This is a genomic window from Streptomyces cylindrosporus (genome assembly GCF_022698165.1).
GTDB lineage: Bacteria > Actinomycetota > Actinomycetes > Streptomycetales > Streptomycetaceae > Streptomyces > Streptomyces cylindrosporus.
The window spans coordinates 108,811-133,413 of record NZ_JALDAY010000008.1 but is presented as its reverse complement, the minus strand read 5'-3'; the positions used below and the strand labels follow the sequence as shown (position 1 = coordinate 133,413).

Annotated in this window: 27 protein-coding genes and 1 tRNA gene; 11 read left to right on the top strand and 17 right to left on the bottom strand. The window is 70.9% G+C overall.

Annotation, left to right across the window (positions count from 1 at the left end; all coding sequences use genetic code 11):
- Positions 1-69: 69 nt before the first annotated feature.
- Together MQP27_RS26270 and MQP27_RS26265 are read right to left on the bottom strand one after the other, a co-directional pair.
- Positions 70-2,547: an MFS transporter gene (locus MQP27_RS26270; protein WP_504979083.1), complete on the bottom strand. Its 2,478-nt coding sequence runs from the start codon at positions 2,545-2,547 to the stop codon at positions 70-72.
- A gap of 85 nt (positions 2,548-2,632) precedes the next feature.
- Entirely contained in the window at positions 2,633-3,142 is a 510-nt protein-coding gene (locus MQP27_RS26265; protein WP_242768105.1) for a MarR family winged helix-turn-helix transcriptional regulator, read from the bottom strand.
- A gap of 195 nt (positions 3,143-3,337) precedes the next feature.
- Here MQP27_RS26265 and MQP27_RS26260 point away from each other — a divergent pair, with 195 nt between their 5' ends.
- Complete coding sequence (locus tag MQP27_RS26260) at positions 3,338-3,538, top strand: hypothetical protein (protein WP_242768103.1); 201 nt, start codon at positions 3,338-3,340, stop codon at positions 3,536-3,538.
- A 9-nt stretch (positions 3,539-3,547) separates the two neighbouring features.
- Here the strand turns inward: MQP27_RS26260 and MQP27_RS26255 are convergent, their stop codons facing one another.
- The 9 genes from MQP27_RS26255 to MQP27_RS26215 all read right to left on the bottom strand — a co-directional run bounded on the left by MQP27_RS26255 (position 3,548) and on the right by MQP27_RS26215 (position 8,974).
- A complete protein-coding gene (locus tag MQP27_RS26255) occupies positions 3,548-4,291 on the bottom strand; it encodes a hypothetical protein (protein ID WP_242768101.1) in 744 nt (247 codons plus the stop codon).
- 55 nt (positions 4,292-4,346) lie between these two features.
- The gene (locus tag MQP27_RS26250; protein WP_242768099.1) at positions 4,347-5,237 is read right to left on the bottom strand and encodes an RNA polymerase sigma factor SigF; all 891 of its coding nucleotides are present in this window, start codon (positions 5,235-5,237) and stop codon (positions 4,347-4,349) included.
- 316 nt (positions 5,238-5,553) lie between these two features.
- Complete coding sequence (locus MQP27_RS26245) at positions 5,554-6,390, bottom strand: RNA polymerase sigma factor SigF (RefSeq protein ID WP_242768762.1); 837 nt, start codon at positions 6,388-6,390, stop codon at positions 5,554-5,556.
- A gap of 195 nt (positions 6,391-6,585) precedes the next feature.
- Positions 6,586-6,879 (bottom strand): Dabb family protein, encoded by a 294-nt coding sequence (locus MQP27_RS26240; protein WP_242768097.1) that lies wholly within the window; start codon positions 6,877-6,879, stop codon positions 6,586-6,588.
- Between the two features lie 20 nt (positions 6,880-6,899).
- Positions 6,900-7,076, bottom strand: a complete 177-nt coding sequence (locus tag MQP27_RS26235; protein ID WP_242768096.1) for a hypothetical protein — start codon at positions 7,074-7,076, stop codon at positions 6,900-6,902.
- A gap of 293 nt (positions 7,077-7,369) precedes the next feature.
- Positions 7,370-7,454, bottom strand: a tRNA-Ser gene (locus tag MQP27_RS26230).
- Positions 7,455-7,517: 63 nt separating this feature from the next.
- Positions 7,518-7,943 carry a tRNA adenosine(34) deaminase TadA gene (tadA, locus tag MQP27_RS26225; protein WP_242768094.1) on the bottom strand — a complete coding sequence of 142 codons (426 nt, stop codon included), beginning with the start codon at positions 7,941-7,943 and terminating at the stop codon, positions 7,518-7,520.
- A gap of 65 nt (positions 7,944-8,008) precedes the next feature.
- Entirely contained in the window at positions 8,009-8,539 is a 531-nt protein-coding gene (locus MQP27_RS26220) for a tRNA adenosine deaminase-associated protein (protein WP_242768761.1), read from the bottom strand.
- A gap of 240 nt (positions 8,540-8,779) precedes the next feature.
- Entirely contained in the window at positions 8,780-8,974 is a 195-nt protein-coding gene (locus tag MQP27_RS26215; RefSeq protein ID WP_242768092.1) for a hypothetical protein, read from the bottom strand.
- Positions 8,975-9,068: 94 nt separating this feature from the next.
- Here MQP27_RS26215 and upp point away from each other — a divergent pair, with 94 nt between their 5' ends.
- Entirely contained in the window at positions 9,069-9,704 is a 636-nt protein-coding gene (upp, locus tag MQP27_RS26210; protein ID WP_242768090.1) for a uracil phosphoribosyltransferase, read from the top strand.
- Positions 9,705-9,801: 97 nt separating this feature from the next.
- Here upp and MQP27_RS26205 read toward each other — a convergent pair whose 3' ends face one another.
- The gene (locus tag MQP27_RS26205) at positions 9,802-10,452 is read right to left on the bottom strand and encodes a LytR C-terminal domain-containing protein (RefSeq protein ID WP_242768088.1); all 651 of its coding nucleotides are present in this window, start codon (positions 10,450-10,452) and stop codon (positions 9,802-9,804) included.
- Positions 10,453-10,563: 111 nt separating this feature from the next.
- Positions 10,564-10,860 (bottom strand): type II toxin-antitoxin system VapB family antitoxin, encoded by a 297-nt coding sequence (locus tag MQP27_RS26200; RefSeq protein ID WP_003999914.1) that lies wholly within the window; start codon positions 10,858-10,860, stop codon positions 10,564-10,566.
- A 106-nt stretch (positions 10,861-10,966) separates the two neighbouring features.
- On the opposite strand from MQP27_RS26200, the gene MQP27_RS26195 reads away from it, so the two are divergent.
- The gene (locus MQP27_RS26195) at positions 10,967-12,532 is read left to right on the top strand and encodes a helicase HerA-like domain-containing protein (RefSeq protein WP_242768086.1); all 1,566 of its coding nucleotides are present in this window, start codon (positions 10,967-10,969) and stop codon (positions 12,530-12,532) included.
- Positions 12,533-12,554: 22 nt separating this feature from the next.
- Here the strand turns inward: MQP27_RS26195 and MQP27_RS51040 are convergent, their stop codons facing one another.
- The 4 genes from MQP27_RS51040 to MQP27_RS26180 form a co-directional block, all read right to left on the bottom strand.
- Positions 12,555-12,677, bottom strand: a complete 123-nt coding sequence (locus MQP27_RS51040; RefSeq protein WP_278196563.1) for a hypothetical protein — start codon at positions 12,675-12,677, stop codon at positions 12,555-12,557.
- Between the two features lie 47 nt (positions 12,678-12,724).
- Positions 12,725-13,039 carry a hypothetical protein gene (locus tag MQP27_RS26190; RefSeq protein ID WP_242768084.1) on the bottom strand — a complete coding sequence of 105 codons (315 nt, stop codon included), beginning with the start codon at positions 13,037-13,039 and terminating at the stop codon, positions 12,725-12,727.
- A 66-nt stretch (positions 13,040-13,105) separates the two neighbouring features.
- Positions 13,106-13,771, bottom strand: coding sequence for an HdeD family acid-resistance protein (locus tag MQP27_RS26185; protein ID WP_242768082.1), 666 nt, complete (start codon positions 13,769-13,771; stop codon positions 13,106-13,108).
- 60 nt (positions 13,772-13,831) lie between these two features.
- Positions 13,832-14,425 (bottom strand): HhH-GPD-type base excision DNA repair protein, encoded by a 594-nt coding sequence (locus tag MQP27_RS26180; RefSeq protein ID WP_242768081.1) that lies wholly within the window; start codon positions 14,423-14,425, stop codon positions 13,832-13,834.
- A gap of 91 nt (positions 14,426-14,516) precedes the next feature.
- On the opposite strand from MQP27_RS26180, the gene MQP27_RS26175 reads away from it, so the two are divergent.
- From MQP27_RS26175 to MQP27_RS26140, 8 genes are all read left to right on the top strand, one after another.
- Complete coding sequence (locus tag MQP27_RS26175) at positions 14,517-16,625, top strand: penicillin acylase family protein (protein WP_242768079.1); 2,109 nt, start codon at positions 14,517-14,519, stop codon at positions 16,623-16,625.
- Complete coding sequence (locus MQP27_RS26170; RefSeq protein ID WP_242768077.1) at positions 16,618-17,196, top strand: GNAT family N-acetyltransferase; 579 nt, start codon at positions 16,618-16,620, stop codon at positions 17,194-17,196. The genes MQP27_RS26175 and MQP27_RS26170 overlap by 8 nt, the downstream gene beginning before the upstream one ends.
- A 10-nt stretch (positions 17,197-17,206) precedes the next feature.
- A complete protein-coding gene (locus MQP27_RS26165) occupies positions 17,207-17,680 on the top strand; it encodes a cupin domain-containing protein (protein ID WP_242768075.1) in 474 nt (157 codons plus the stop codon).
- Positions 17,677-18,438, top strand: a complete 762-nt coding sequence (locus MQP27_RS26160) for an SDR family NAD(P)-dependent oxidoreductase (RefSeq protein WP_242768073.1) — start codon at positions 17,677-17,679, stop codon at positions 18,436-18,438. Before MQP27_RS26165 ends, MQP27_RS26160 begins: the two co-directional genes overlap by 4 nt.
- Positions 18,439-18,890: 452 nt before the next feature.
- Positions 18,891-21,185, top strand: a complete 2,295-nt coding sequence (locus MQP27_RS26155) for a copper resistance CopC/CopD family protein (RefSeq protein WP_242768071.1) — start codon at positions 18,891-18,893, stop codon at positions 21,183-21,185.
- Between the two features lie 223 nt (positions 21,186-21,408).
- Positions 21,409-22,722, top strand: coding sequence for an ABC transporter substrate-binding protein (locus MQP27_RS26150; protein WP_242768069.1), 1,314 nt, complete (start codon positions 21,409-21,411; stop codon positions 22,720-22,722).
- Positions 22,722-23,702 (top strand): carbohydrate ABC transporter permease, encoded by a 981-nt coding sequence (locus MQP27_RS26145; RefSeq protein WP_242768068.1) that lies wholly within the window; start codon positions 22,722-22,724, stop codon positions 23,700-23,702. The genes MQP27_RS26150 and MQP27_RS26145 overlap by 1 nt, the downstream gene beginning before the upstream one ends.
- Complete coding sequence (locus MQP27_RS26140) at positions 23,699-24,592, top strand: carbohydrate ABC transporter permease (RefSeq protein WP_242768066.1); 894 nt, start codon at positions 23,699-23,701, stop codon at positions 24,590-24,592. Before MQP27_RS26145 ends, MQP27_RS26140 begins: the two co-directional genes overlap by 4 nt.
- Positions 24,593-24,603 lie beyond the last annotated feature (11 nt).

Here is a 24,603-nt window from a genome sequence, read left to right as displayed (position 1 = left end):
CCCGTGGCGTCGGGCGCGCGCCTCCGCTCAGAGCGCGCACACACCGCCCGCCACGGGCCGGGGTCCGAACTACTCGCCCGGATGGGCCAGTTCGATGTCGTGGTCGTCGACGCCACGGCCGTTCACCGTCAGCGCCGTCGCCACCGGCGGGTAACCCGTCGCGATGACCGTGTAGTCGCCGCCGTTCAGGTCGGTGAAGGCGTACGCCCCGTCCGGACCGGTGGTCGCGGTGCCGACCACGTTGCCCGCCGCGTCGACCAGCGTGACCCGCGCGTCGGCCAGCGGACCGTGCGGCGCCCGTACGACGCCCTGGAGCTGGGCCCCGGAGTCCAGGTCGACCTCGATCCGGGTGACCCCGGCGCCGCCGACCTCGACGGGCAGCGCCCGCGGCCGGTACCCGGCGGCGTTCACCGCGACGGTCACCGACCCCGGCACCAGCTCGGCGAACGAGAACTCGCCCTGCTCGCCCGTGGCCTGGGTGGCCAGCAGATCCCCGCGCACATCGGTCACGATGACCATCGCGTCCTTGACCGGCAGCCCGCTCTCCGCGACCCGCACCAGCCCGTTCAGCCCGCTGGTGCCGCTCAGGAGGACGTCGTACGAGACCGGCTCGCCGTTGACGACCACCGTGGACGCCTGCGGCTGGAACCCGTCCGCCGCCGCGATCAGCACATACGACCCGACGCTCGGCGCGTCCACCGCGTACGACCCGTCGGCCTGCGCCACCGACCGTCCCAGCTGGCGTCCGGCCAGCGAGATCAGGGTGACGGCGGCCCCCGGGACCGGCGCGCTCTCGTTGCCGCGGACGAAGCCGCGCACCGGGATGCCACCGCTGCCCGCGGACTCCTCGGGCCGCGCGATGGTGGCCACCGCGGCCAGCCGCTGCGTGCCGTCGGCGGCGGTCTCGGTCTCGGAGGCGGTCACGGCCCAGCTCGGCACGTGCTCGGCGGCCGGAGCCTGCGCCTCGGCGGCGGCCGGAGCGGTCTCCGCCTCGGCCGGCGTCTCGGCCGGGGTCTCCTCCGCCGCCGCGGCCTGCGCCAGCGCGCCCTTGGTCCTCAGCGGGACCTCCTTGATGAACAGGGTGATCAGGAACGCCAGGGCCGCGAGGCAGCCGGCGATCAGGAAGACGTCGGCGATGCCGTGGCCGTACGCGCTCTCCATGAGCGTGCGGATCGGGGCGGGCAGCTTGGCGAGGTCCGGGATGCTGTCGGTCGAGGAGCTCGAACCGGCCAGCGCGGCCCGGTACTTGGGGTCGAGGGAGGCGATGCCGTCCGTGACGTAGTGCGTGATCCGGTGGGACATCACCGCGCCCAGCGCCGAGACGCCGACCGCGCCGCCGAGGGAACGGAAGAAGGTGACCGTCGAGCTCGCGGAGCCGAGGTCGCCCGGCTCGACCTGGTTCTGCGTGCACAGCACCAGGTTCTGCATCATCATGCCGATGCCGAGACCCAGCAGGGCCATGAAGATCGACATCTTCCAGTAGGCCGTGTCGTACCGGATGGTCCCGAGCAGGCCCAGGCCCGCCGTCACCAGCACGCCACCGCTGACCAGCCACGCCTTCCAGCGCCCGGTGCGGGTGATGAACTGCCCGGAGACGGTGGAGGAGACGAACAGGCCGCCGATCATCGGGATCGTCATCACGCCGGACATCGTCGGGGACTTGTCGCGGGCGAGCTGGAAGTACTGGCTGAAGAAGACCGTGCCGGTGAACATCGCGATACCGACGAACAGCGAGGCCAGCGACGCGAGCGTGATGGTGCGGTTGCGGAAGAGCCGCAGCGGGATGATCGGCTCGCGGGCCTTCGACTCGATGAGCACGAAGACGAGCCCGAGGACGATCGATCCGCCGACCATCGCGTACGTCTGCCACGAGATCCAGTCGTACTTGTCACCGGCGAAGGTGACCCAGACCAGCAGCAGCGAGACGGCCGCGGCGATGAAGAACGCGCCGGCCCAGTCGACCTTCACGTCCCGCTTCACGACCGGCAGGTGCAGCGTCTTCTGCAGCACGATCAGCGCGATCACGGCGAAGGGGACACCGACGTAGAAGCACCAGCGCCAGCCGAGCCACGAGGTGTCGGTGATGACACCGCCGAGCAGCGGGCCGCCGACGGTCGCGACGGCGAAGGTGGCGCCGAGGTAGCCGGAGTAACGCCCGCGCTCACGCGGGGAGATCATCGCGGCCATGACGATCTGGGCGAGGGCGGACAGACCGCCGACGCCGATGCCCTGGACGACACGGCAGGCGATGAGCATGCCGGCGTTCTGCGAGAGTCCGGCCGCCGCGGACCCCAGCACGTAGATGACGAGGGCTATCTGGACGAGGGCCTTCTTGCTGTACAGGTCGGCGAGCTTGCCCCACAGCGGGGTGGCCGCGGTCATCGACAGCAGGGCGGCGGTGACGACCCAGGTGTAGGCGGACTGGCCGCCGCCGAGGTCGCTGATGATGTGCGGCAGGGCGTTGGTGACGATCGTCGACGACAGGATCGCCACGAACATGCCGAGCAGCAGACCGGAGATGGCCTCCATGATCTGCCGATGGGTCATCGGGGCGTACTCGGCGGAGCCTCCCCCGTGCTTGGCATGAGCCCGCACACCGGCTGGTGTGGTCGTTGCCATGGGCTTCCTTCTCTTACGTGTTCGCGGGTGTACGGGTGGTCGGTTCGGTTGCCTCGAGTGCGGGAGGCGGCAGCCGGGGCGGTACGGCGGCGGCGCGGCTGTCGTCGAAGCTGGAGCGCAGGCGTGCCATCAGCCGGGTGAGCTGGGCGACCTCCTCGTCGCTCCAGTCCGCGAGCCGCTCGGCCAGCAGCTGGGTGGTCCGCTCGGACAGCGCCTCCAGGCGGGTCGTGCCGTCCGGGGTGAGGTGCAGGATCCGGGACCGCTTGTCCGCGGGGTCGGGGGAGCGGTCGATCCAGCCGCGCTCGGCGAGGTGCGTGACATGGCGGCTGGTGACCGACATGTCCACCGCGAGCAGCTCCGCGAGCCGGCTCATGCGCATGTCGCCGTGGCGGCCCAGCAGCGTCAGCACGGCAGCGCTGCCGCTCGGGCAGTCGGACGGCAGGATCCGTCCCAGCTCCCGCTTCACGGCGCCGAAGGCACTGAACTGACGTACCAGCTCCTCGTACTGCGCCCGCTCGGCCATCACACCTCCCGCATTCGTTGCTTAGGGCAACCATAAGAGTCGTTGGTTGCTACAGGCAAACAAACTGGGGTGTGAGCGGCATAAAAACTTGGCAAAGACAAGTATTGCGCGTGTAAACACGCAGGTGGGGGCGGTTACGGGCACCTGCGGACCCCCACTTGGGCTGCACACGCGTATTCGCTAGGGTCTCCAGCTATGGCTAACCCCCAGAACCCCCAGGGCAACTACGACCCCGCCGGCAGCACCCAGATGTTCCGCGCGTTCGTGGACGAGGGTCCGCAGGGCCGTCAGCAGCAGCAGGCGCCCGCGCCGGCCGGCCCCCGCATCGGCCTGATCGTCGGCATCGTGGTGGCCGTGGCGGTCGTGGCCGCGGTGGCCTGGCTCGCGCTCAAGTAACGCACGGCACTACTTCCACCGGACGGCGACGTCCCGCGTCTCGATGTGCATGCCCAGCGGCACGCGCCAGGACTCGACGCACACCGTCCAGGTCTTCTCCTTCCTGGCGCCGGCCTCGATCGGCACCGGAAGACCGGCGGTCGACTCGACCGTCCCCCAGTCGAGCCCGAGCGCCCCGATGATGTGCGTCCCGAAGGTGACCTCGCCCGAACGCACCGCGGTGCCCCCGGAGTTGGCGAACTCCAGCGTCACGTCCTCGCACCACCGCTTGTCCGTGGCCTTGCGGGTGGGATCGCCCCAGGTGAGGGCGGCGGGGGTGGCGGGGCTGGGGGCTGTGGTCGCGGACGGTGAACCCGTGGTCGTACGACCGGACTTGGGGCCGTCGGCGGAAGTGCCGGAGCCCGCGGTCGCCTTCGCCGTCGCCTCCGCCTCCGGTGTGCCTCTCTCCGTATCGCCGCTGCCCGCAGGGGAGTCGGTGGCGGTGCCGGCCCGTCCGCTCGCCGCGCGGTCCCCGTCGAGCGGCACCAGCGTCACGCTCCCCGTCGGCCGCACCGCCGTACCGGAAGGCTGAGGGCCGCCGACCACGCCGGTCGCGACGTAACCCTCGCGCGTGCCGCCCCCGCACGCGGCCAGCGCCGCGGCCAGGCAGACGACGGCCGCCGACGCGCCGATCGCGGCGCCTCGACGGCCATGTGTCAGGGTCGTCCGGGTCTTCCGTGCCGTCCATGCGGTCCCAGGAGTTCCACGCAGCATCGCGCCATGGTGGCTGACACTCCGTCAAATAGGAACCCCCGGGCGGGTTTCCGGGTCAGTCGGAGATGAGACCCTCACGCAGCTGCGCCAGCGTGCGGGTCAGCAGGCGGGAGACGTGCATCTGCGAGATGCCGACCTCCTCGCCGATCTGCGACTGGGTCATGTTCGCGAAGAAGCGGAGCATGATGATCTGCCGCTCGCGGGGCGGGAGTTTGGCCAGCAGCGGCTTCAACGACTCGCGGTACTCGACGCCTTCGAGCGCCGTGTCCTCGTAGCCGAGCCGGTCCGCCAGCGAGCCCTCGCCGCCGTCGTCCTCCGGGGCCGGCGAGTCCAGCGAGGACGCCGTGTACGCGTTACCGACCGCGAGGCCGTCGACCACGTCCTCCTCGGACACGCCGAGCACGGCGGCGAGTTCGGGGACGGTCGGGGAGCGGTCCAGCTTCTGCGAGAGCTCGTCGCTGGCCTTGGTGAGGGCCAGCCGCAGCTCCTGGAGGCGGCGCGGGACGCGCACCGACCAGGAGGTGTCGCGGAAGAACCGTTTGATCTCACCCACGACCGTCGGCATCGCGAACGTCGGGAACTCCACGCCCCGTTCGCAGTCGAACCGGTCGATCGCCTTGATCAGGCCGATCGTGCCGACCTGGACGATGTCCTCCATCGGCTCGTTGCGCGAGCGGAAGCGGGCCGCCGCGTAGCGCACCAGCGGGAGGTTGAGCTCGATCAGCGTGTCCCGGACGTACGCGCGCTCGGGGCTGTTCTCGTCCAGTGCGGCGAGCCGCAGGAAAAGGGAGCGGGACAGGGTGCGGGTGTCGATGGCTCCCGACGAGGCGGGGAGGGCCGGGGCCGGCACGGCCTCCAGGGTCGAAACGTCGAGAACGGCGTCGTCGGGCGCGGAGTCGCTCTTCGTGAGCGTGAGCACCTTGGAGCTGCCCTGATCTGCGGACATGCCACCCCCTCTGGGTCGCGGGACGGTCGCGGCCGACGCTCCCCTCGGCGAGGAGTTCAGCCTTCACCTGAATACCGGAGCCGAAGCCACGGCAAACGCGTTGCCGGAAGAATGTCACATGTCGGCAACACGCTGTAGTGACATGTCGACATGCGAGATGCGAATCGGCCCTGGAAAGAGGGGGTCTGAGCCTTTTTCAGCCCAGAACTGTCGGGAACGGCCCTGGTGAGCGATTCGCTCGCGCCGGTGACAACTCGATCCTGCTTGCGAACTGCGGTGTTCCGCGCGTGATTCCGCGCGTGCGCCCGTGCGCCTCTTATGCCTCGATCCGATTCGCGGATCGCAGCCGCTGGAAGCTACGCGCGAGTAGCCGCGATACGTGCATCTGCGACACACCGAGTTCGGCGCTGATCTGGGACTGGGTGAGATTGCTGTAGTAGCGCAGCAGAAGGATCCGCTGTTCGCGCTCCGGGAGTTGTACGAGGAGATGGCGGACGAGGTCGCGGTGCTCGACGCCGTCCAGGGCCGGGTCCTCGTAGCCGAGCCGGTCCAGCAGTCCCGGCAGTCCGTCGCCCTCCTGGGCGGCCTCCAGGGAGGTCGCGTGGTATGAGCGGCCGGCCTCGATGCAGGACAGCACCTCGTCCTCGGAGATGCGCAGCCGCTCGGCGACCTCGGCGGTGGTCGGGGTGCGCCCGAAGGCGGTGGTCAGGTCCTCGGTCGCGCTGTTGACCTGCACCCACAGCTCGTGCAGCCGGCGCGGCACGTGCACGGTCCGTACGTTGTCGCGGAAGTACCGCTTGATCTCGCCGACGACGGTCGGCATCGCGAAGGTCGGGAACTGCACGCCCCGGTCCGGGTCGAACCGGTCGATCGCGTTGATCAGTCCGATGGTCCCGACCTGGACCACGTCCTCCATCGGCTCGTTGCGGGAGCGGAAGCGGGCGGCCGCGTAGCGCACGAGCGGGAGGTTGGCCTCGATGAGCGCCGCCCGCACCCGGTTGTGCTCCGGCGTGCCCGGCCGGAGCGCCTTGAGCTCGCCGAAGAGCACCTGGGTGAGCGCCCGGGTGTCGGCACCGCGGCTGCGGGGTGCTGCCGCCGGGGGCTCGGCGACTTCCTGGGGAGGCGCAGTACTGGCCGACACCGTCAACGCCACCTCTTCATCGGTCACCCATCGGTCACCATCGGTCAACTCATCCGTCAAAAGCGGTCATAGCATCACAAGACATGTGCACTGTGTGCAAGCACCGCATAACACCGTGTTGAGGGAGAGTTGGGAGATTTGGGGCGAAAGACGCGTGAGAGCCCTCCGCGGTTGCGCGGAGGGCTCTGCGGGTCCGGCTCGGGTACCTCAGTACTCGTAGTCGGCGATCACCCAGGTGGCGAACTCCTTCCACAGGGTCACGCCCGCCTGGTGCTCCGGGTGTTCGACGTAGGCGCGCAGCGCGGCCGCGTCCTCGAACCCGGAGTTGATCGCGAAGTCGTAGGCGATGGGCCGGTCGCTGAGGTTCCAGCCGAGCTCCCAGAACCGGATCTCGGGGATCTTCCCGTCCAGTGACCGGAAGGCGTCCACGCCCTCCAGGACACGCGGGTCGTCCCGCCCGACGCCGTCGTTGAGCTTGAACAGGACGAGGTGGCGGATCATGTGTGCTCCTGGGCTCCGGGCTAGTGGGCGCCGTCGGCGATCCAGCTGAAGAAGTCGCCGATGGCCTTGGCGGCGTCCGAAATGCCCTCGAACCCTATCTGGACGTAGTCGGCGGCCTTGGCCGGGTCCTTGATGATCACGTACATCACGAAGACCACGAGCAAATAGACGGCGATCTTCTTCGCGTTCACCGCCATCGCGGCCTCCTGTGTGACTGATGTGCCCCTAGGGCCCCCTGTTGCCGGGCGCGAGTGTAACCTTCACACCCCCTTTAGGGACCAACGGCCCGCAGGTGAAGGGCCTTCGGCGGCTCCCGGGCGGCGCCCCGGGAGGGACCATGGAGACATGCCCGGCGGATCTGGCAGGAACCCGCGGGGCCGGAACGGACCCCACTGCGGGGTGCGCACCGCCGCTCTCCCCCGTCGGCGACGCGCACTTGCGGGTCCGGAACGCACGAAGGGCCCCGTCTCGCGACGGGGCCCTTCTCAAGCGGTAGCGGAGGGATTTGAACCCTCGGTGACTTGCGCCACACTCGCTTTCGAGGCGAGCTCCTTCGGCCGCTCGGACACGCTACCGAGGGAGACCTTACAGCACGCCGGGGCATGCTCTGAAATCGGTATCGGGGAGAGGAGCGCCGGTCAGCGGTCCCGGAAGAACTCCGTGAGGAGGCGGGCGCAGTCGTCCGCGAGCACGCCCTCGATCACCTCGGGCCGGTGGTTGAGCCGACGGTCGCGTACGACGTCCCAGAGGGAGCCCGCCGCGCCGGCCTTCTCGTCGCGGGCGCCGTAGACGACCCGGTCCACCCGGGACTGCACGATCGCGCCCGCGCACATCGTGCAGGGTTCGAGAGTCACGACGAGCGTGCAGCCCGACAGGCGCCACTCACCGAGGTCCGCCGCCGCCCGGCGGATCGCGAGGACCTCGGCGTGCGCCGTCGGATCGCCGGTGGCCTCGCGCTCGTTGTGCCCGGCCCCGAGCACGGTCGTACCGTCCGCGGCCAGCACCACGGCACCGACGGGGACGTCCCCGCCGGCCCGCTCGGCCTGGTCCAGGGCGAGCCGCATCGCGGCCCGCCAGCGGTCGCGTACCGGGTCCGGTGCGCCCGGTGCGCCGGCTTCGGTCGCCGGTGTCAGCGGACGGTCTCCAGGACCTCCGAGGCACCCAGCGCCTCGGCGATCGCGCTCAGCGCGTCCTCGTCCAGGGCGCGCAGCTCCTTGGCGCTGACACCGAGGTCGTCGAGGATCTCCGCGTCGCCGACGGGGCTGTGCGGCACGGACTCGGCGGACGGGGCGTCGTCGTCGCCGTCCTCCTCGTCCTCGCCGTCCTCGGTCCCGTCGAGGTCGAGGGCGTCCAGGTCGGGGCCGTCGTCACCGGGCTCCCGGCCGAGCAGTTCGTCGGTGAGCAGGATCTCGCCGTAACTGCTGCGGGCAGCGGCGGCGGCGTCCGAGACGTAGATACGAGGGTCGTCCTCGCCGTCGATCCGGACGACGCCGAACCATGTCTCTTCCTGCTCGATGAGTACGAGCACCGTGTCGTCCTCGGCCGAGGCCTCCCGGGCGAGGTCGGCCAGATCCGACAGCGTCTCCACATTGTCGAGGAGCTCTGTGTCGCTCGCTTCCCACCCGTCTTCGGTGCGCGCGAGCAGTGCGGCGAAGTACACCGTGACTCTCCCACTGGTCATAGGCGTGCCGGTTGGGGGTCCCCCCGGCGGAGGCTTGGGCGGGGAGAGCTGTGCTCCGAGCCCCACCCACTCGGAATCGTGGCAGAAACAAGGCGTTCAGGGGACGTCTTCGGCTCCCTGTGTCCGCCCGTTTTGATCGACCACCAGCGGGATCGTACGCGGCAATCATGAGACTCATGCACCCGGTCGGCGTTACGACGGCTGTGAGGCGGCTTACGTCTACCAGCGGAAGGTGCGCATGCGCATCGCGTGGCGCATGCGCGCGACCTTGGCGCGTCTGGGCTGTACGCGGTCCCGCAACTCGCGGGCCTCGGCGAGGTCACGCAGGAACTGGGCCCTGCGGCGCCTGCGCTCGGCGTCGGTCTCCGACCGCTCCTGTTGTGACGCGTCCGCCTGGGACTCGGGCTCGGCCATCTGCTCACCACCCCGCTGTGTCCCTCCCACTTTCCCTCTGATGGGCGGTTTGATGCCAGAGCGAGCCTCACCTGGGCACGGTTACTGTTAGGCCATGCGTCTCCACGTCGTCGACCACCCTCTGGTCGCCCACAAGCTCACCACGCTGCGCGACCAGCGCACCGACTCCGCGACCTTCCGCCGTCTCGCCGACGAGCTGGTCACCCTGCTCGCCTACGAGGCCACGCGCGACGTGCGCACCGAGCAGGTCGACATCACGACCCCGGTCGCCTCGACGACGGGCGTCAAGCTGTCCTACCCGCGACCGCTGGTCGTGCCGATCCTCCGGGCCGGCCTCGGCATGCTCGACGGCATGGTCCGCCTGCTGCCGACCGCCGAGGTGGGCTTCCTGGGCATGATCCGCAACGAGGAGACGCTCCAGGCCTCGACCTACGCCTCCCGCATGCCCGAGGACCTCTCCGGCCGCCAGGTGTACGTCCTGGACCCGATGCTGGCGACGGGCGGCACACTGGTGGCGGCGATCCAGGAGCTGATCAAGCGCGGCGCGGACGATGTCACGGCGGTGGTCCTGCTGGCCGCCCCCGAGGGCGTCGAGGTGATGGAGCGCGAGCTGGCGGGCACGCCGGTGACGGTGGTGACGGCGGCGGTGGACGAGCGGCTCAACGAGCACGGGTACATCGTGCCGGGGCTGGGGGATGCCGGGGATCGTCTTTACGGTGCGGCTGAGTGATTTTGCGCTAGCGCCGTAGGGGTGCGGGTGTCGCGGCGGCTGCGGGCTCGCTGTGGCTTGTCGCGCAGTTCCCCGCGCCCCTCAAAAGCAGGGCGTCTCAGCAACTCTTCTTTGAAGAAGTCGGCGTGGGCTGCGGGTTGCCCAGCGCGGCCAGCGCCTTGTCGGCCGCCGCCTTCGCCGTCAGGTTCTTGAACGCCGTGCCGATGATCAGGTCGACGTCGGTGCCCTTGCGCGCCGCGTCCGTACGGCGCTCGGCGGACGCCAGCTGCGTCGCCAGCACCGGCAGGCTCGTGTTCAGGGACGAGGACGGGCCCAGCAGTATCCCCGCGCCCTTGACCTTCTTGTCGAACTCCTTGCTCGCGTTGCCCACGTCGCCGATCTTGAAGCCCCGCTTCTCCAGCTCGTCCGCGGTGTCCTTGGCCAGCCCGCTGCGGGGCGTGGCGTTGTAGACGTTGACGGTGATCTGGCCCGGCTTGGGCAGCGCGGCGGTGGACACGGAAGCGGACGCGGACGGGCTCGCCTTGGTCGCGCAGTCCGCCTTGGGCCCGGCGGCCGAGGCCTTCTTGCCGCCCCCGGTGAAGACGTCGATGAGCTGCAGCGTGCCCCAGCCGATCACGCCGAGCGCGACCACGGAGGCCACCACGGCGAGCACGAGCCTGCCGCGCCGCCGGCGCTGTCGCATGCGCGGGTACTTGTCCCCCGTGATCCGGTATTTGCCGCCCATGCCTGGGGGAGTCAGCATGCTCATGGGCGCAGCGTAGTGCGCCCGAGCGGCGATGCCTACTAGATGATCATTCCACGCCACGCAGGTGAACCCGAAAGGGCCAAGCCCTTGCCGACCGGCCTCGACTTGGGCGGGTCAGTCCAGTTCGAGTACGCGTGCGTGCAGGACCTGGCGCTGCTGGAGTGCCGCCCGGACCGCTCGGTGCAGGCCGTCCTCCAGGTACAGGTCGCCCTGCCACTTGACCACGTGTGCGAACAGGTCGCCGTAGAAGGTCGAGTCCTCGGCCAGGAGGGTCTCCAGGTCGAGTTGCCCCTTCGTCGTCACGAGCTGATCGAGGCGGACCGGGCGCGGCGCGACGTCCGCCCACTGCCGGGTGCTTTCCCGGCCGTGGTCGGGGTACGGCCGGCCGTTTCCGATGCGCTTGAAGATCACACGGAAAGCCTACCGGTCAAGACGTTCCGGGCGCAGCCATGGAGACGGAGTGCGACGCTGGAAAAGATGCCGTAAGTCGGGGCAAAAAGGAAACAGAGGGTCTGACATGAGCGACCGCGAGACCATGCCACCGGCAACCGCACCCGAGGCTCCGGGCAGCGCTTCCGCCCTCCCGAGGGAGGCGCTGGAGATCGCGTCCGGGTATGCCTTCACCGGTCCGGCGCTGGACCTCGGCGCCCTGATGTGGGCCGAAAACTGCCTGCCCGACGCGCAGATCCGCATCCCCCTGCCCATGCTCAACCGCCACGGCCTCGTCGCGGGCGCCACCGGCACCGGCAAGACCAAGACGCTCCAGCTGATCGCCGAGCAGCTCTCCGCGCAGGGCGTCCCGGTCTTCCTGGCCGACATCAAGGGCGACCTGTCCGGGATCTCGGCCGCCGGGCAGCCGAACGACAAGGTCCAGGGGCGCGCCGCCGAGGTCCACCAGGAGTGGACGCCGACCGGCTTCCCGGCCGAGTTCCTCGCGCTCGGCGGATACGGCCACGGCATCCCCGTACGCGCCACGATCACCAGCTTCGGCCCGGTCCTGCTCTCCAAGGTGCTCCAGCTCAACCAGACCCAGGAGCAGTCCCTCGGCCTGATCTTCCACTACGCGGACACCAAGGGCCTGGAGCTGGTCGACCTCAAGGACCTGCGGGCGGTCGTGGCCTTCCTCACCTCCGACGAGGGAAAGGCGGAGCTGAAGAACATCGGCGGGCTGTCCACGGCCACGGCCGGCGTGATCCTGCGCTCCCTCACCGCCTTCGAGGCGCAGGGGATGGCCGACTTCTTCGGGGAGCCGGAGTTCGACACGAGCGAGTTGCTGCGTACGGCGCCCGACGGGCGGGGAGTCGTGTCGGTCCTGGAGCTGCCCGCCGTACAGGACAAGCCGCAGCTGTTCTCGACCTTCCTGATGTGGCTGCTCGCGGATCTCTTCCACGACCTGCCGGAGGTCGGCGACGCCGACAAGCCGAAGCTGGTCTTCTTCTTCGACGAGGCGCATCTGCTCTTCGACGACGCCTCCAAGGCCTTCCTGGACTCGATCACGCAGACCGTCCGGCTGATTCGCTCGAAAGGGGTCGGTGTCTTCTTCGTCACGCAGACCCCGAAGGACGTACCGTCCGACGTCCTCGCCCAGCTCGGCAACCGTGTCCAGCACGCGCTCAGGGCCTTCACCCCGGACGACCAGAAGGCCCTCAAGGCGACCGTGAAGACCTTCCCCGACTCCGCCTACGACCTGGAGGAACTCCTCACCGGCCTCGGGACGGGCGAGGCCGTGGTGACGGTCCTGAGCGAGAAGGGCGCCCCGACCCCGGTCGCCGCGACGCGCCTGCGCGCCCCTGAGTCGCTGATGGGACCGGTGGAGGACACGGCTCTGGACCAGGCGGTGAAGTCCTCGCAGCTGTACGGACGTTACGCACAGGCTGTGGACAGAGAATCGGCGTACGAGAAGCTGACCGCCGCGCCGGCAAAACCGCAGGAGACACCGAAGGCCAAGGCCAAGGAGGAGCCGTCCATGGTCCAACAGGTCGTCGGCAGCGGCATGTTCAAGTCCCTGGCCCGGTCCGTCGGCACGCAGATCGGCCGCGAGATCACCCGTTCCCTGTTCGGCACGGCCCGGCGAAGGCGCTGACCCCCGCCGGGCCTGCCTGCCGTCAGCGGCCCCGCTTCTCCGGGGGCTGCTGGGGCTGCGGCTTCTTCTCGGTGGGCTTCGGTGCGTTGCGGGCGGCCTCGGCGCGCAGCAGGGCGCGCAGGACCGCGTAAGGGTCGGTGGGCATGACTGTGTTCCTCGCGTCGTGACTGACCTTTCCCGGAGCGGGGTCCGTCAGCAGCGCAGGACGACGGTGCGCAAGGAGCGCAGGGTGTACGGCGGTTGCGGCGACGCGGGCCGGGGGCGGCCCGGCGCGGCGTGCGGGGCCGGGGCCGGGACAGGCGCGGGGCGCAGGGGTACGGCGGCCCGGCGGACGGCGTCGGCCGGTGGCCGTACCGCCGCGTCCAGGACGTCGTACTCGACCGTCTCCACGGACGCGACCGGCGCCGCGTGCTCCTCGGCCTGGGCGCCCGGCACCAGCAGGGCGAACAGCAGCACGAGCACCCGCAGCCAGGCGCGGCTGTGCGGGAGGCGGCGTGCGGTGCTCACGGGAGGTGATCTGCCCCCGACACGCCCGTCGTTCAGCACGCCGGGGGCGAGATCCGCCCGTACGGGCTACACGGACCGGGGAATCCGCTCGGCCCGGCCGCGGATGCGGATCGCCGTGATGATCTCGACGACACCGACCGCGACCAGCCAGATGCCGCCGACCAGGGTGAGGACGGCGACGGACTCGAAGGGGGAGTCGATCAGGACGATGCCGGCGACGAAGGTGAGGACGCCGAGGAAGATCTGCCAGCCGCGGGCCGGCATGGAGCTGTCGGAGGCCGCGGCCAGGGTCTGGGTGATGCCGCGGATGAGCCAGCCGATGCCGATCCACAGGGCGAGCAGCAGGATCGAGCGCATGGGGCCGCGCAGACAGAACAGGCCGAGCAGGATCGAAAGGGCGCCGCTGATGAAGGCCAGGACGCGCAGCGAGGTCGTCTTGTGCGTGCCGAAGGCGGCGATCAGCTGGAAGACGCCGCTGAACAGGAGGTAGAGGCCGAACAGGACGCCGGCCGCCAGGAGGGAGGCGCCCGGCCAGACGAGGACCAGGACGCCGAGGATCAGGGAGGCGACGCCGGTGAGCAGGACGACCTGCCAGGCGGCCTTGGACAGGGCGTGCAGAGGGCCCTCGAAGGGCGGTTCGGGCGGCAGGGGGCCCGTGGCGGGTCCGGCGGCGTGGACCTTCCGGTCGTCGAACTCCGGACCCCAGGACGAGGTTTTCGGCGGGTCTGTCATGTTCCATGCTTGGACCGGCGGGGGCCGTGGCGCCACCCCTGGGACCCACCCGGCTGACGGTTACTTCCCGGCGGCCTTCGCCGCCTTGGCGGCCGCCTTCATCTCCTGCTTGTGCGCGCGCACCTTGGCCAGCGAGTCCGGGCCCGTGATGTCGGCGACGGAGCGGTGGCAGCCCTTCTCGCCGTAGGCGCCCGCGGCCTCCTGCCACCCCTTGGGCCGTACGCCGAGTTGCTTGCCCAGCAGCGCCAGGAAGATCTGTGCCTTCTGCTTGCCGAAGCCGGGCAGTTCCTCCAGGCGGCGCAGCAGTTCGCGGCCGTCGGTGACGCCCTTCCAGACCAGCTCGGCGTTCCCGTCGTAGTGCTCGACGAGGTACTGGCACAGCTGCTGGATCCGCTTGGCCATCGAGCCCGGGTAGCGGTGCACGGCCGGCTTCTGCGAGAGCAGCGCGGCGAAGGCCTCCGGGTCCTGGGCGGCGATCTCGTGCGCGTCCAGGTCGTCGAGCCCGAGCCGGTCGGCGATGGTGCGCGGCCCCTTGAACGCCCACTCCATGGGGACCTGCTGGTCCAGCAGCATCCCGGTCAGCGCGGCGAGCGGGGAGCGCCCGAGGAGCTCGTCGGCCTCGGGGTCCTGGGCGAGGTGCAGGGTGACGTCCATGACCCCGATCATCCCTCTTTCACGGCTCGCGTACGATTCCACCACCACTTAATAAGGTAAGGCTAAGCTTAATGTGCAAAGGGGTCGCAGCGTGACGACCGGGATCTACCGGGACGCCTGGGGCATCCCGCATCTGCGGGCGGGCGGCGTCCGTGAACTCGCCCGCGCCCAGGGCGTCGTCACCGCCCGCGACCGAGCCTGGCAGCTGGAGGTCGAACGGCACCGCGCGCAGGGCACCTCGGCGGCCTTTCTCGGCACCGAGGCCCTGCACTGGGACCTGCTCGCCCGCCGGGCCCGCCTCGACGACACCGCCCGCCGCTGCTGGGCGGCGCTGGCCGAGCGCGACTCCGAGACTGCCGAGTGGGTACGGGCGTACGTCGACGGCATCAACGCGGAGCTGCCGGGCAGCACGGCGCCGGAGTTCGAGCGCACCGGCCTCTCCCCCGGCCGCTGGGAGCCCTGGACCCCGCTCGGCGTCTGGCTCGCCACGCACATCCTCTTCGCCGGCTTCCCGGCCAAGCTCTGGCGCGAGCAGGCGATCCGGCACCTGGGCGAGGAGGCCGTGGGGCTCTTCGCCACCGACGGGCCCGGCACCTCCGGCAGCAACGGCTGGCTGGTGAGCGGCGAACGGACCACGACCGGGCACGCGCTGATCGCCGGCGACCCGCACCGCTTCGTCGAGGACCCCGGCGTCTACCAGCAGATCCACCTGTCCTGCCCGGAGTTCGACGTCGTCGGCCTCGCCGTCCCCGGCGTCCCGGGCATCGCCCACTTCGGCCACACCGGCACGGTCGCCTGGGCCATCACCAACGCCATGGCCGACTACCAGGACCTCTACCGCGAGCGACTGCGGCGCACGGGCGCGGGCGTGGAGGCCCTCGGCCCCGACGGCAACTGGTACCGCGCCTCCCGGCACACGGAGACCGTGGAGGTGGCGGGGGAGGCACCGGTCGAGGTCGAGGTGATCGAGACGGAACGGGGGCCGGTGATCGTCGGGGGGCCGGAGGGTCTGGAGAGCGGGGTGGTCGGGGCGGACGGCTCGATGCCGGTGGAGGAGTCCCTCGCGCCCCTCGCCCTCAGCCTCCGCTACCCACCCCGCGTCACCTCCGACCTGGGCTTCGGCGCCCTCCTCCCGCTCCTGCGCGCCCGCCGCGTCGCCGACGTCGACCGGGCCCTCGACCTGTGGGCCGAGCCCGTCAACGTCGTGCAGGCCGCCGACACCGAGGGCGGGCTGCTGCACCGGGTCGCGGGGCGGGTGCCGGTGCGGGCCGAGGCCAACCGGGTGCGGCCGGTGCCCGCCTGGGAGCCCGGGCACGAGTGGCGGGGATGGGCCGAGATGCCCCACGCCGGGTTGACCGACGGCGTCGCCGTGATGGCCAACCAGCGCGGCCCGGCGACCCCGTTCGGCGTGGAGTTCGCGCCGCCGCACCGCGCCGACCGCATCGCCGCCCGGCTGGCGGAGCAGGACCTCTGGTCGGCCGGCGACATGCCCGCGATCCACATGGACACCCATCTCGCCTCCGCCGCACCCCTGTTGGACCACCTGGCGGCCCTCACCGAGCTGTCCCCCGAGGCCACCGCCCTCCGCGACCGCCTCCTGCGCTGGGACCGCCGCATGGACGCCGCCGCCACGGACGCGGCCGCCTACGCGGCGGTGCGCGGCGCGGTCGTACGACGGCTCGCGGCCCACCCGGCGTTCGCCGCCCTCACCACCCCGCCCGCCTACCCCGAGGTCCTCCTCCCCTGGCTCGCCCTGCTCCCGCGCATCGCCTTCGCCCTCAAACACCTGCTGCGCGCCGAGGAGTTGTACGGCGTCGACCGCGCGGAAGCCGTACGGGCCGCCCTGGAGGAGGTGGCCGCCGCACCGCCCGCCGGCACCTGGGGCGACACCCACCGCCTCGCCCCCTGGCGGGCGCTGCCGCAGCCGTCGTACGCAGGACCCGGTCTGTCCGGCGACCACGACTGCGTGCTGTGCACCTCGGCCGTGCCCGGGCTGACCGACCTGAGCGCGCGCGGTCCCGCCGCCCGCTATGTGTGGGACCTGGCCCGGCGCGAGGACAGCCTGTGGGTGGTGCCGCTCGGGGCCTCCGGCCTGCCCGGCTCGCCCCACCACACCGATCAACTCCCCTTGTGGCTCAAGGGAGATCTCGTCCCGGTCGTCACCGACTTCGACCGGCTCGGCAAGGAGAGCGATGTCTGACCCGTACGCCACCCGCGGCGCCGTCCACGAGACGGGCGCCGTCCGCGTCCTGCCCCTCGACGCGCACGCCGACGCGGACGTGCTGCACCGCTGGGTGCGCGAGGAGCGCGCCGCCTTCTGGGGCATGAACGGCCTCACCCGCGACCAAGTGGCCGAGATCTACGCCCACATGGACACCCTCGACACCCATCACGCCTTCCTGCTGGTCAGGGACGGCGAACCGGTGGGCCTGCTCCAGACCTACGAGCCGGAGGCCGACCGCGTCGGCGACTGCTACGAGGTGCGCGACGGCGACATCGGCGTGCACGTGCTGCTCGCGCCCCCGGGGGAGGGCGGCGCGCGGTCCGGCTGGTCGGCGCAACTGCTCGACGCCGTCGTGTCGTACGTCCTGCCGGGGCTCGGCCGGCGCCGGGTGGTGGTCGATCCGGACGTACGGAACGAGAAGGCCATCGCCCGTTTCCTGCGCCAGGGCTTCGTGGCCGGGGAGTCGGTGACGCTGCCGGAGATCGACCTGCCGGACGTGTACCTGCCCGAGAAGAAGGCACAACTGGCGTTCCTGGAGCGGGAGTAGCCTTCCCGGCGTGACCCCAGAAGAGCTCGTCGCCCACTACGCCCTCACGCCGATACCGCGCGAGGGCGGCCTGTACCGCCAGACCTGGGCGGGTCCGGACCGGCCCGACGGACGCCCGGAGGGCACGGCGATCGTCGCCCTGCTGACGGCGGACGACTTCTCCGCCCTGCACCGCCTGCCGAGCGACGAGATCTGGCACCACTACCTCGGCGATCCGCTGGAACTCCTGCTCCTCGCCCCCGACGGGACGTCCACCACGGCCGTGCTGGGACCGGACGTCCTCGGCGGCCATCAGGTGCAGCTGACCGTGCCCGCCGGGACCTGGATGGGCGCCCGGGTCCGGGCGGGCGGCGCGTGGACGCTCTTCGGCTGCACGATGGCGCCCGGCTTCACCTTCGAGGGTTACGAGCACGGGGACGCGGCGGAGTTGACGGCGCGGTATCCGGACCGGGCCGCCCGGATCCTGGAACTCTCCCGTCCATGACACTCCTCGAAGGACAGGTCGCCCTGGTCACGGGCGCGGGCGGCGGAATCGGCCGGGGGATCGCGCTGCGGTTCGCCGAGGAGGGCGCCGCGGTCGCGCTGCACTGCCGTACGGCGGTGGCGGCGGCGCGGGAAGTGGCGGACCGGATCGAGGAGTTCGGCGGGCGGGCCGTCGTCCTGCAGGGCGACCTCACCGACGCGCGCGCGTGCGCGCGTGTGGTGGGAGAGGCGGCCGAGTGGGGCGGCGGGCTGGACGCGCTGGTCAACAACGCGGGCGTGCAGCCGGTGCGGGAGCTGACCGGGATGACGGCGGGCGAGTGGCGGGCGGTCGTGGACGCCAACCTGTCGAGCGTCTTCGCGTGCACGCAGGCGGCCGCGGAGGTCATGCGGGAGCGCGGCGGCGGGGGATCGGTGACGCACATCGCCTCCATCGAGGGACGGCAGCCGGCGCCGGGGCACGCGCACTACAGCGCCTCCAAGGCGGCGGTCGTGATGCACGCCCGGTCGGCGGCGCTGGAGTACGGGCCGTACGGGATCCGCGTCAACACGGTCTCGCCGGGCCTGATCGGGCGCGAGGGGCTGGCGGAGGCCTGGCCGGACGGTGTGCGGCGGTGGCGGCAGGCGGCGCCGCTCGGGCGGCTGGGGCGGCCGGAGGACGTGGGCGACGCGTGCGTGTTCCTGGCCTCACGCCTCGCGTCCTGGGTGACGGGCCACGACCTCCTGGTGGACGGCGGGATCTCGGCCCGCCCGACGTGGTGAGCGCCACGCGGTGAGCACGGGGGCGCTCGCGTGCGTACGTATCGGGAAGGCGGCGAGTCCGACGACGGAGATACCACGTGGAGTGTGAGGGTGCGGGTGGCGGGGGACGAGGGCGCCGGGGACGAGGGCGCCGGGGACGAGGGCGTCGCGGGCCGCTCCGTGGAACCGGCGGAATCCGTACGCTCGGGGGCTTCGGGGGCTTCGGGGGCTTCGGGGGCTTCGGGGGCTTCGGTGGCTCCGGTAGGTCCGGGGGCGGAACCCGTGAGCTCGGTGGCCTCGGCGGCTTCGGCGGACCCGGCGGCTGCGGCGGCTCCGGTGGACCCGGCCTCGGCGGGCCCGGCGGAACCCGTGAGCTCGGTGGCCTCGGCGGCTTCGATGGGCGCGGCGGCCTCGGCGAGCGCGGTGTCGGCGAGCGCCCCAACCCCCGCGGGCGTCGGCGGCTTCAAGGGCTGGTGCTGCTGGGCGCCGTGCTGGTCCTGCTCGTCCTCGGCGGGGCGGGACCCGCGTCGGCCCACGCGGCCCTCAAGTCCTCCGACCCCTCCGACGCGGCCGTCCTCAAGTCGGCACCCCGCTCCGTCACCCTGACCTTCACCGAGTCCGTCGGCCTGCTCGACGACTCCTTCCGCGTCCTGGACCCCGAGAACCGTCGGGTGCGCACCGGTGAGGCCCGGCACGCGTCCGGCCGCTCAGACACAGCGCGGGTGACCCTGCCGGCGAAGCTCGCCGAGGGCACCTACGTGGTGGCCTGGCGGGTGGTCTCGGCGGACAGCCACCCCGTGTCGGGCGCGTTCACCTTCTCGGTCGGCAAACCCTCGGCGACGGTCGCCTCGGTGAGCGCCGGCCCCGTCGAGAACCCGGCGACCGCCAGCCTCTACAACATCGCCCGCTACCTCGCCTACCTCGCCGCGGCCCTCCTGATCGGCACGGCGGCCTTCGCCGTCCTGTGCCGCCCGGCCGACCACGCGCCCCTCCGTAGGCCCCTGCTCGCGGGCTGGTGGACGCTCCTGGGCACGAGCGTCGTCCTCCTGGTCCTCCGGGCCCCCTACGAGACCGGCACGGCCCCGGGAACGGCCTTCAGCGCCTCGGCCCTCACCCGCACCCTCACGGGCCGCCCGGGCCTGGCCCTGCTCGCCCGCCTCGCTCTGCTGCTGATCGCGGCCGCAGCCGTCGTAACCCTTCGCAAACGACCAGCGTGGGCACGGCTGCTGCTGCCCGCCGAGAACTCCCAACGACCGAATGCCGGGCACACGGGCGTCGCGGAGGCGGGCGCGGGCGCGGGCGAGCCGGTCGCAGCCGAGGGGGCGCACTCCGGGCGGGCGGACGTCGCCGAGACCGGGGCGGGGGAGCCGGGTGCCGAGGGAGACCGCGCCGGGCATCCGGGGGCCGGGGGAGACCGTGCCGGCCGCCCGGGCACCGAGGAAGTCCGTGCCGGCCACCCGGGCACCGACACAGACCACGCCAGGCTCCTGCGCGCCGAGGGAGACCACGCCGGCCACCCGGGCACCGACACAGACCACGCCAAGCTCCTGTGCACCGACACAGACCACGCCAGGCTCCCGCGCGCCGAGGGAGACCACGCCGGGCACCTGCGCGCCGGGCGCGGCGGTGCCGTCCGGCGGTCGTTCCTCGTCGGCTCCGGCCATGAGGGCGCCCCCCGCCCCCTTCTCCTCGCCGGCACCCCCCGCCCCCTTCTCCTCGTCGGCGCCGTCTTCGCCGTCGGCCTCGCTCTCACCTGGGCCCTGGCCGAGCACGCCTCCGCCGGGATCCAGGTGCCCGTGGCCGTCGTGTCCTCGGTGCTGCATCTGCTCGCCATGGCGGTCTGGCTCGGGGGGCTCGCCGCGCTGCTGATCCTGTTGCGCGGCACCGACGTGTCCGCGGCCGTCGTGGCCCGGTTCTCGCGGCTCGCCTTCGCCTCCGTGACCGTCCTGGTCGTCACCGGCGTCTACCAGTCCTGGCGCGGCCTCGGCTCCTGGAGCGCGCTCACCGGGACGACGTACGGGCGTCTCCTGCTCGCCAAGGTCGCCGCCGTGGTGCTTCTGCTGGCGCTGGCGGGGATGTCCCGGCGGTGGACGGCCAGGATGGTCGTCGCCCCCGCGCGGAAGGCGCAGACGGCCGTACGGGAGCGCGTTCCGGAGGCCGTTGGCGGGCCCGCGCTGCCCGCGTCGGAGGGGCCCGCGCCGGGGCATCCCACCGAATCCACCACCGGCCCCGAAGGCCCCACCGGCACCACTGGCACCACCGGCACCTCCGCCCCCGACCCCCACCGCCGCGCCCTGCGCCGGTCCGTGCTCGCCGAAGTCGCCGTCGGGGTCCTCGTGCTCGTGATCACGACCGTGCTCACCGGCACCCTCCCCGGCCGGGCCGCCGCCGAGGCGGCCGAGCAGCCGGCGTCCGAGGCCGGGCTGCCCGCGGCCTCCGTCACCACGGTCCCGTTCGACGTCGGAACGCCCGGCGGCCACGGCAAGGTCCAGATCACCCTCGACCCTGGCCGGGTCGGCGACAACAACGTCCAGGCGGTGGTCTTCGGCCCCGACGGCGGTATCTCCACCGTCCCTGAGCTGCGGCTTTCCTTCAGCCTCCCGGCGCAGAAGATCGGCCCGCTGGACGCGCGGGTGAAGAACCTGGGCGGCTACTGGGGCACCAACAGCCTCACCCTTCCCATCGCCGGCACCTGGACGATGAAGGTCACGGTGCGCACCTCCGACATCGACCAGGTGAGCGTCACCAAGGCCGTGCGCATCCGGTAGGACGCATTCCGGCCCAATCCGTGATCGTATGTTCGAACAGTCGAACGACAATGATCACAATCGTGACGGTTACGTTTCCACAAAGCTCTTGGGCGGCTATTGACCCATGACCGGACATGGGGCTGTTATTACCGCCACGATGTTCGGTCGAGTTGGTTTCTGGTCGGTTTCGACTTTTTTCGACGTGGCCCAGCCTGACCGGACCCTGCCCTCAGGAGCCGTAATGACAGACCTCTCCCCCTCGGGTCTCTCCCTCCCCTCCCCGAGCCGCCGCAGCCTGCTGCGGGGAGTCGGAGGCGCCGCCCTCGTCGCCGGTGCGGGAATCCCCCTGCTGAGCGCCTGCGGCAGCAGTGGTAGCTCGTCCGACAGCAAGACCGTCAGCGTCGGCTCCAACGACTCGGACGCCGTGCCGAAGAAGGCGTACGCGGACGTCTACGCGGCCTTCCAGAAGCAGTCCGGCCTCACCGTCAAGGTGAACACCAAGGACCACAACACCTTCCAGGAGCAGATCAACTCCTACCTCCAGGGCACGCCGGACGACGTGTTCAAGTGGTTCGCCGGCTACCGCATGCAGTTCTTCGCGGCCAAGAACCTCGCCTCCCCGATCGACGACGTGTGGGAGAAGATCGGGGCCAACTTCCCCGACGCGATGAAGAAGCTCAGCAAGGGCGCGGACGGCAAGTACTACTTCGTGCCGATGACCACGTACCCCTGGGCGATCTTCTACCGCAAGAGCGTCTTCGCGGCCAAGGGCTACGAAGTCCCCACCACCTGGGACCAGTTGGTCGCCCTGTGCAAGCAGATGAAGAAGGACGGCCTGGTCCCGATCGCCTTCGGTGACAAGGACGCCTGGCCCGCCATGGGCACCTTCGACCAGATCAACTTCCGCCTCAACGGCTACGACTTCCACGTCGACCTGATGGCCGGCAAGGCCGCCTGGACCGACGCCAAGGTCAAGGCCGTCTTCGACCACTGGGCCGAGCTGCTCCCCTACCACCAGGACGGCTTCATGGGCCGCACCTGGCAGGACGCCGCCCAGACCCTGGTGTCGAAGAAGGCCGGCATGTACCTCCTGGGCACCTTCGTGGCCCAGCAGTTCACCAACAAGGCCGACCTGGACGACCTCGACTTCTTCGCCTTCCCGGAGATCAACTCCGCGTACGGGCAGGACACGGTCGAGGCACCCACCGACGGCTTCATGGTCTCCAAGTCCCCGAAGAACAAGGCCGGCGTCACCAAGCTGCTGGAGTACCTCGGCACCCCGGCCGCCGAGGAGCTCTACCTCAAGGGCGACCCGAGCGTCGTGGCCGCCTCCAACAAGGCCTCCACCTCCGCGTACTCGGCGCTGCAGAAGAAGGCGTTCGAGATGATCGGCCAGGCCAAGTCCCTGACCCAGTTCATGGACCGCGACTCCCGCCCGGACTTCACCTCCACGGTGATGCAGCCCGGCCTGCAGAAGTTCCTGCAGAACCCCAAGGGCGTCGACAGCCTGCTCTCCTCGATCGAGCGCCAGAAGAAGACGATCTTCGCATCCTGATGAGCTCCGAGACCCCCACGAAGAGCCCGGAGGCGGCCCCCGTGCCGCCTCCGGGCCCCGCGCCTGTGAAGAAGCGGGTCCCGCAGGGCCACCAGCGCCTGCTGACCCGCCGTGACCGGATCACGCTCGCCTTCATGGCGGGCGTGCCCACCGTCCTGCACGTCGCCCTCGTCTGGATCACCGCGCTCGCCTCGATCGCGCTGGCCTTCACCACCTGGGACGGCATCGGCTTCGACTCCATCAAGTGGGTCGGCCTGGACAACTTCAAGCAGTTGTTCACCGACAACCCGCAGTTCTGGCCCGCGGTCCAGCACAACATCATCTGGTTCGTCGTACTCATCCTGATCCCGACGCCCCTGGGCCTGTTCCTCGCCCTCCAGCTGGACAAGAACATCCGCTTCAGCCGCGTCTACCAGACCGCGTACTTCCTGCCGGTCGTGGTCTCCCTCGCGGTGACGGGCTTCGTCTGGCAGCTGGTCTACAACCCCGACACCGGCCTGATCAACAGCATCATCGGGGCCAACAAGCCCGGCCACTACATCGACTGGATCGGCGATCCCAAGCTCAACCTCTGGGCCGTGCTGATCGCCGCGTCCTGGCGGCACACCGGCTACATGATGATCCTCTACCTGGCCGGCCTGAAGGGCGTCGACCCCTCCCTGCGGGAGGCCTCCGCCCTCGACGGCGCGAACGAGTGGCAGACGTTCAAGAACGTCATCTTCCCCACCCTGCGCCCGACCAACACGGTCGTCCTGGTGGTCACCATCATCGAGGCACTGCGCGCCTTCGACCTGGTCTTCGTCTTCAACAAGGGCGCCCAGGGCACCGAGTTGCTGTCGATCCTGATCACCAACAACATCATCGGCGAGTCCAGCCGGATCGGCTACGGGTCCGCCATCGCCGTCGTCCTGCTGGTGATCTCCCTCGCGGTCATCATCCCGTACCTGATCGCGACCTTCCGGAAGGAGCGGCGCGCATGAGCACCTCCACCGCCGCGGCCCCGCTGAAGCAGCGCACCCCGGTCCGCCCGGCCCGCGTCCTGCTGCACACGTTCCTGGTCGTCACCTCGCTGGCCTGGCTCGCCCCGCTGCTGTGGGCGATCTTCGCGGCCCTGCGGCCGTACTCGGAGACCAGCAACAAGGGTTACGTGTCCTGGCCGGACAAGCTGACCTTCGACAACTTCAAGAACGCGTTCGAACAGTCGGACATGCTGCACTACTTCGGCAACACGCTGATCATCGCGGTGCCGGCCGTGCTGCTGACCCTGCTGTTCTCGTCGATGGTCGCGTTCTACGTCAGCCGCTTCGACTTCCGCCTCAACATCGCCCTGCTGCTGCTGTTCACCGCGGGCAACCTGCTGCCGCAGCAGGTCATCATCACCCCGCTGTACCGGATGTACCTGCTGATCGACCTGCCGGGCATCACCGCCAGCGGCAAGCTGTACGACTCCGCGCTGGGCCTGGTCCTGATCCACGTGGCGTTCCAGTCGGGCTTCTGCGCCTTCGTGCTCAGCAACTACATGCGGATGCTGCCGCACGAGCTGACCGAGGCCGCGCTCGTCGACGGCGCCTCGGTGTGGCGGATGTACTGGCAGATCGTGCTGCCGCTGTGCAAGCCGGCGATGGCCGCCCTGGCGACGCTGCTGTCCATCTGGATCTACAACGACTTCTTCTGGGCGATCGTGCTGATCTCCACCGGCGAGAACATGCCGATCACCTCGGCCCTGAACAACCTCTCCGGCCAGTACTTCACGGACCCGAACCTGGTCGCCGCGGGTGCGTTGCTGACCGCCATCCCGACGCTGATCGTGTACTTCGTGCTGCAGCGGCAGTTCGTGAGTGGTCTGACGTTGGGCGCCAACAAGGGCTGACGACCCGTCAG

Excerpts from the sequence above, each read along its gene's own strand:
- MQP27_RS26270 (WP_504979083.1), bottom strand. The coding sequence starts at position 2,547 with ATGACCCATCGGCAGATCATGGAGGCCATCTCCGGTCTGCTGCTCGGC.
- MQP27_RS26265 (WP_242768105.1), bottom strand. The coding sequence starts at position 3,142 with ATGGCCGAGCGGGCGCAGTACGAGGAGCTGGTACGTCAGTTCAGTGCC.
- MQP27_RS26260 (WP_242768103.1), top strand. The coding sequence starts at position 3,338 with ATGGCTAACCCCCAGAACCCCCAGGGCAACTACGACCCCGCCGGCAGC.
- MQP27_RS26255 (WP_242768101.1), bottom strand. The coding sequence starts at position 4,291 with ATGCTGCGTGGAACTCCTGGGACCGCATGGACGGCACGGAAGACCCGG.
- MQP27_RS26250 (WP_242768099.1), bottom strand. The coding sequence starts at position 5,237 with ATGTCCGCAGATCAGGGCAGCTCCAAGGTGCTCACGCTCACGAAGAGC.
- MQP27_RS26240 (WP_242768097.1), bottom strand. The coding sequence starts at position 6,879 with ATGATCCGCCACCTCGTCCTGTTCAAGCTCAACGACGGCGTCGGGCGG.
- MQP27_RS26235 (WP_242768096.1), bottom strand. The coding sequence starts at position 7,076 with ATGGCGGTGAACGCGAAGAAGATCGCCGTCTATTTGCTCGTGGTCTTC.
- tadA (WP_242768094.1), bottom strand. The coding sequence starts at position 7,943 with ATGCGGCTCGCCCTGGACCAGGCCGAGCGGGCCGGCGGGGACGTCCCC.
- MQP27_RS26215 (WP_242768092.1), bottom strand. The coding sequence starts at position 8,974 with ATGGCCGAGCCCGAGTCCCAGGCGGACGCGTCACAACAGGAGCGGTCG.
- upp (WP_242768090.1), top strand. The coding sequence starts at position 9,069 with ATGCGTCTCCACGTCGTCGACCACCCTCTGGTCGCCCACAAGCTCACC.
- MQP27_RS26205 (WP_242768088.1), bottom strand. The coding sequence starts at position 10,452 with ATGAGCATGCTGACTCCCCCAGGCATGGGCGGCAAATACCGGATCACG.
- MQP27_RS26195 (WP_242768086.1), top strand. The coding sequence starts at position 10,967 with ATGAGCGACCGCGAGACCATGCCACCGGCAACCGCACCCGAGGCTCCG.
- MQP27_RS51040 (WP_278196563.1), bottom strand. The coding sequence starts at position 12,677 with ATGCCCACCGACCCTTACGCGGTCCTGCGCGCCCTGCTGCGCGCCGAG.
- MQP27_RS26185 (WP_242768082.1), bottom strand. The coding sequence starts at position 13,771 with ATGACAGACCCGCCGAAAACCTCGTCCTGGGGTCCGGAGTTCGACGAC.
- MQP27_RS26180 (WP_242768081.1), bottom strand. The coding sequence starts at position 14,425 with ATGGACGTCACCCTGCACCTCGCCCAGGACCCCGAGGCCGACGAGCTC.
- MQP27_RS26170 (WP_242768077.1), top strand. The coding sequence starts at position 16,618 with ATGTCTGACCCGTACGCCACCCGCGGCGCCGTCCACGAGACGGGCGCC.
- MQP27_RS26160 (WP_242768073.1), top strand. The coding sequence starts at position 17,677 with ATGACACTCCTCGAAGGACAGGTCGCCCTGGTCACGGGCGCGGGCGGC.
- MQP27_RS26150 (WP_242768069.1), top strand. The coding sequence starts at position 21,409 with ATGACAGACCTCTCCCCCTCGGGTCTCTCCCTCCCCTCCCCGAGCCGC.
- MQP27_RS26145 (WP_242768068.1), top strand. The coding sequence starts at position 22,722 with ATGAGCTCCGAGACCCCCACGAAGAGCCCGGAGGCGGCCCCCGTGCCG.
- MQP27_RS26140 (WP_242768066.1), top strand. The coding sequence starts at position 23,699 with ATGAGCACCTCCACCGCCGCGGCCCCGCTGAAGCAGCGCACCCCGGTC.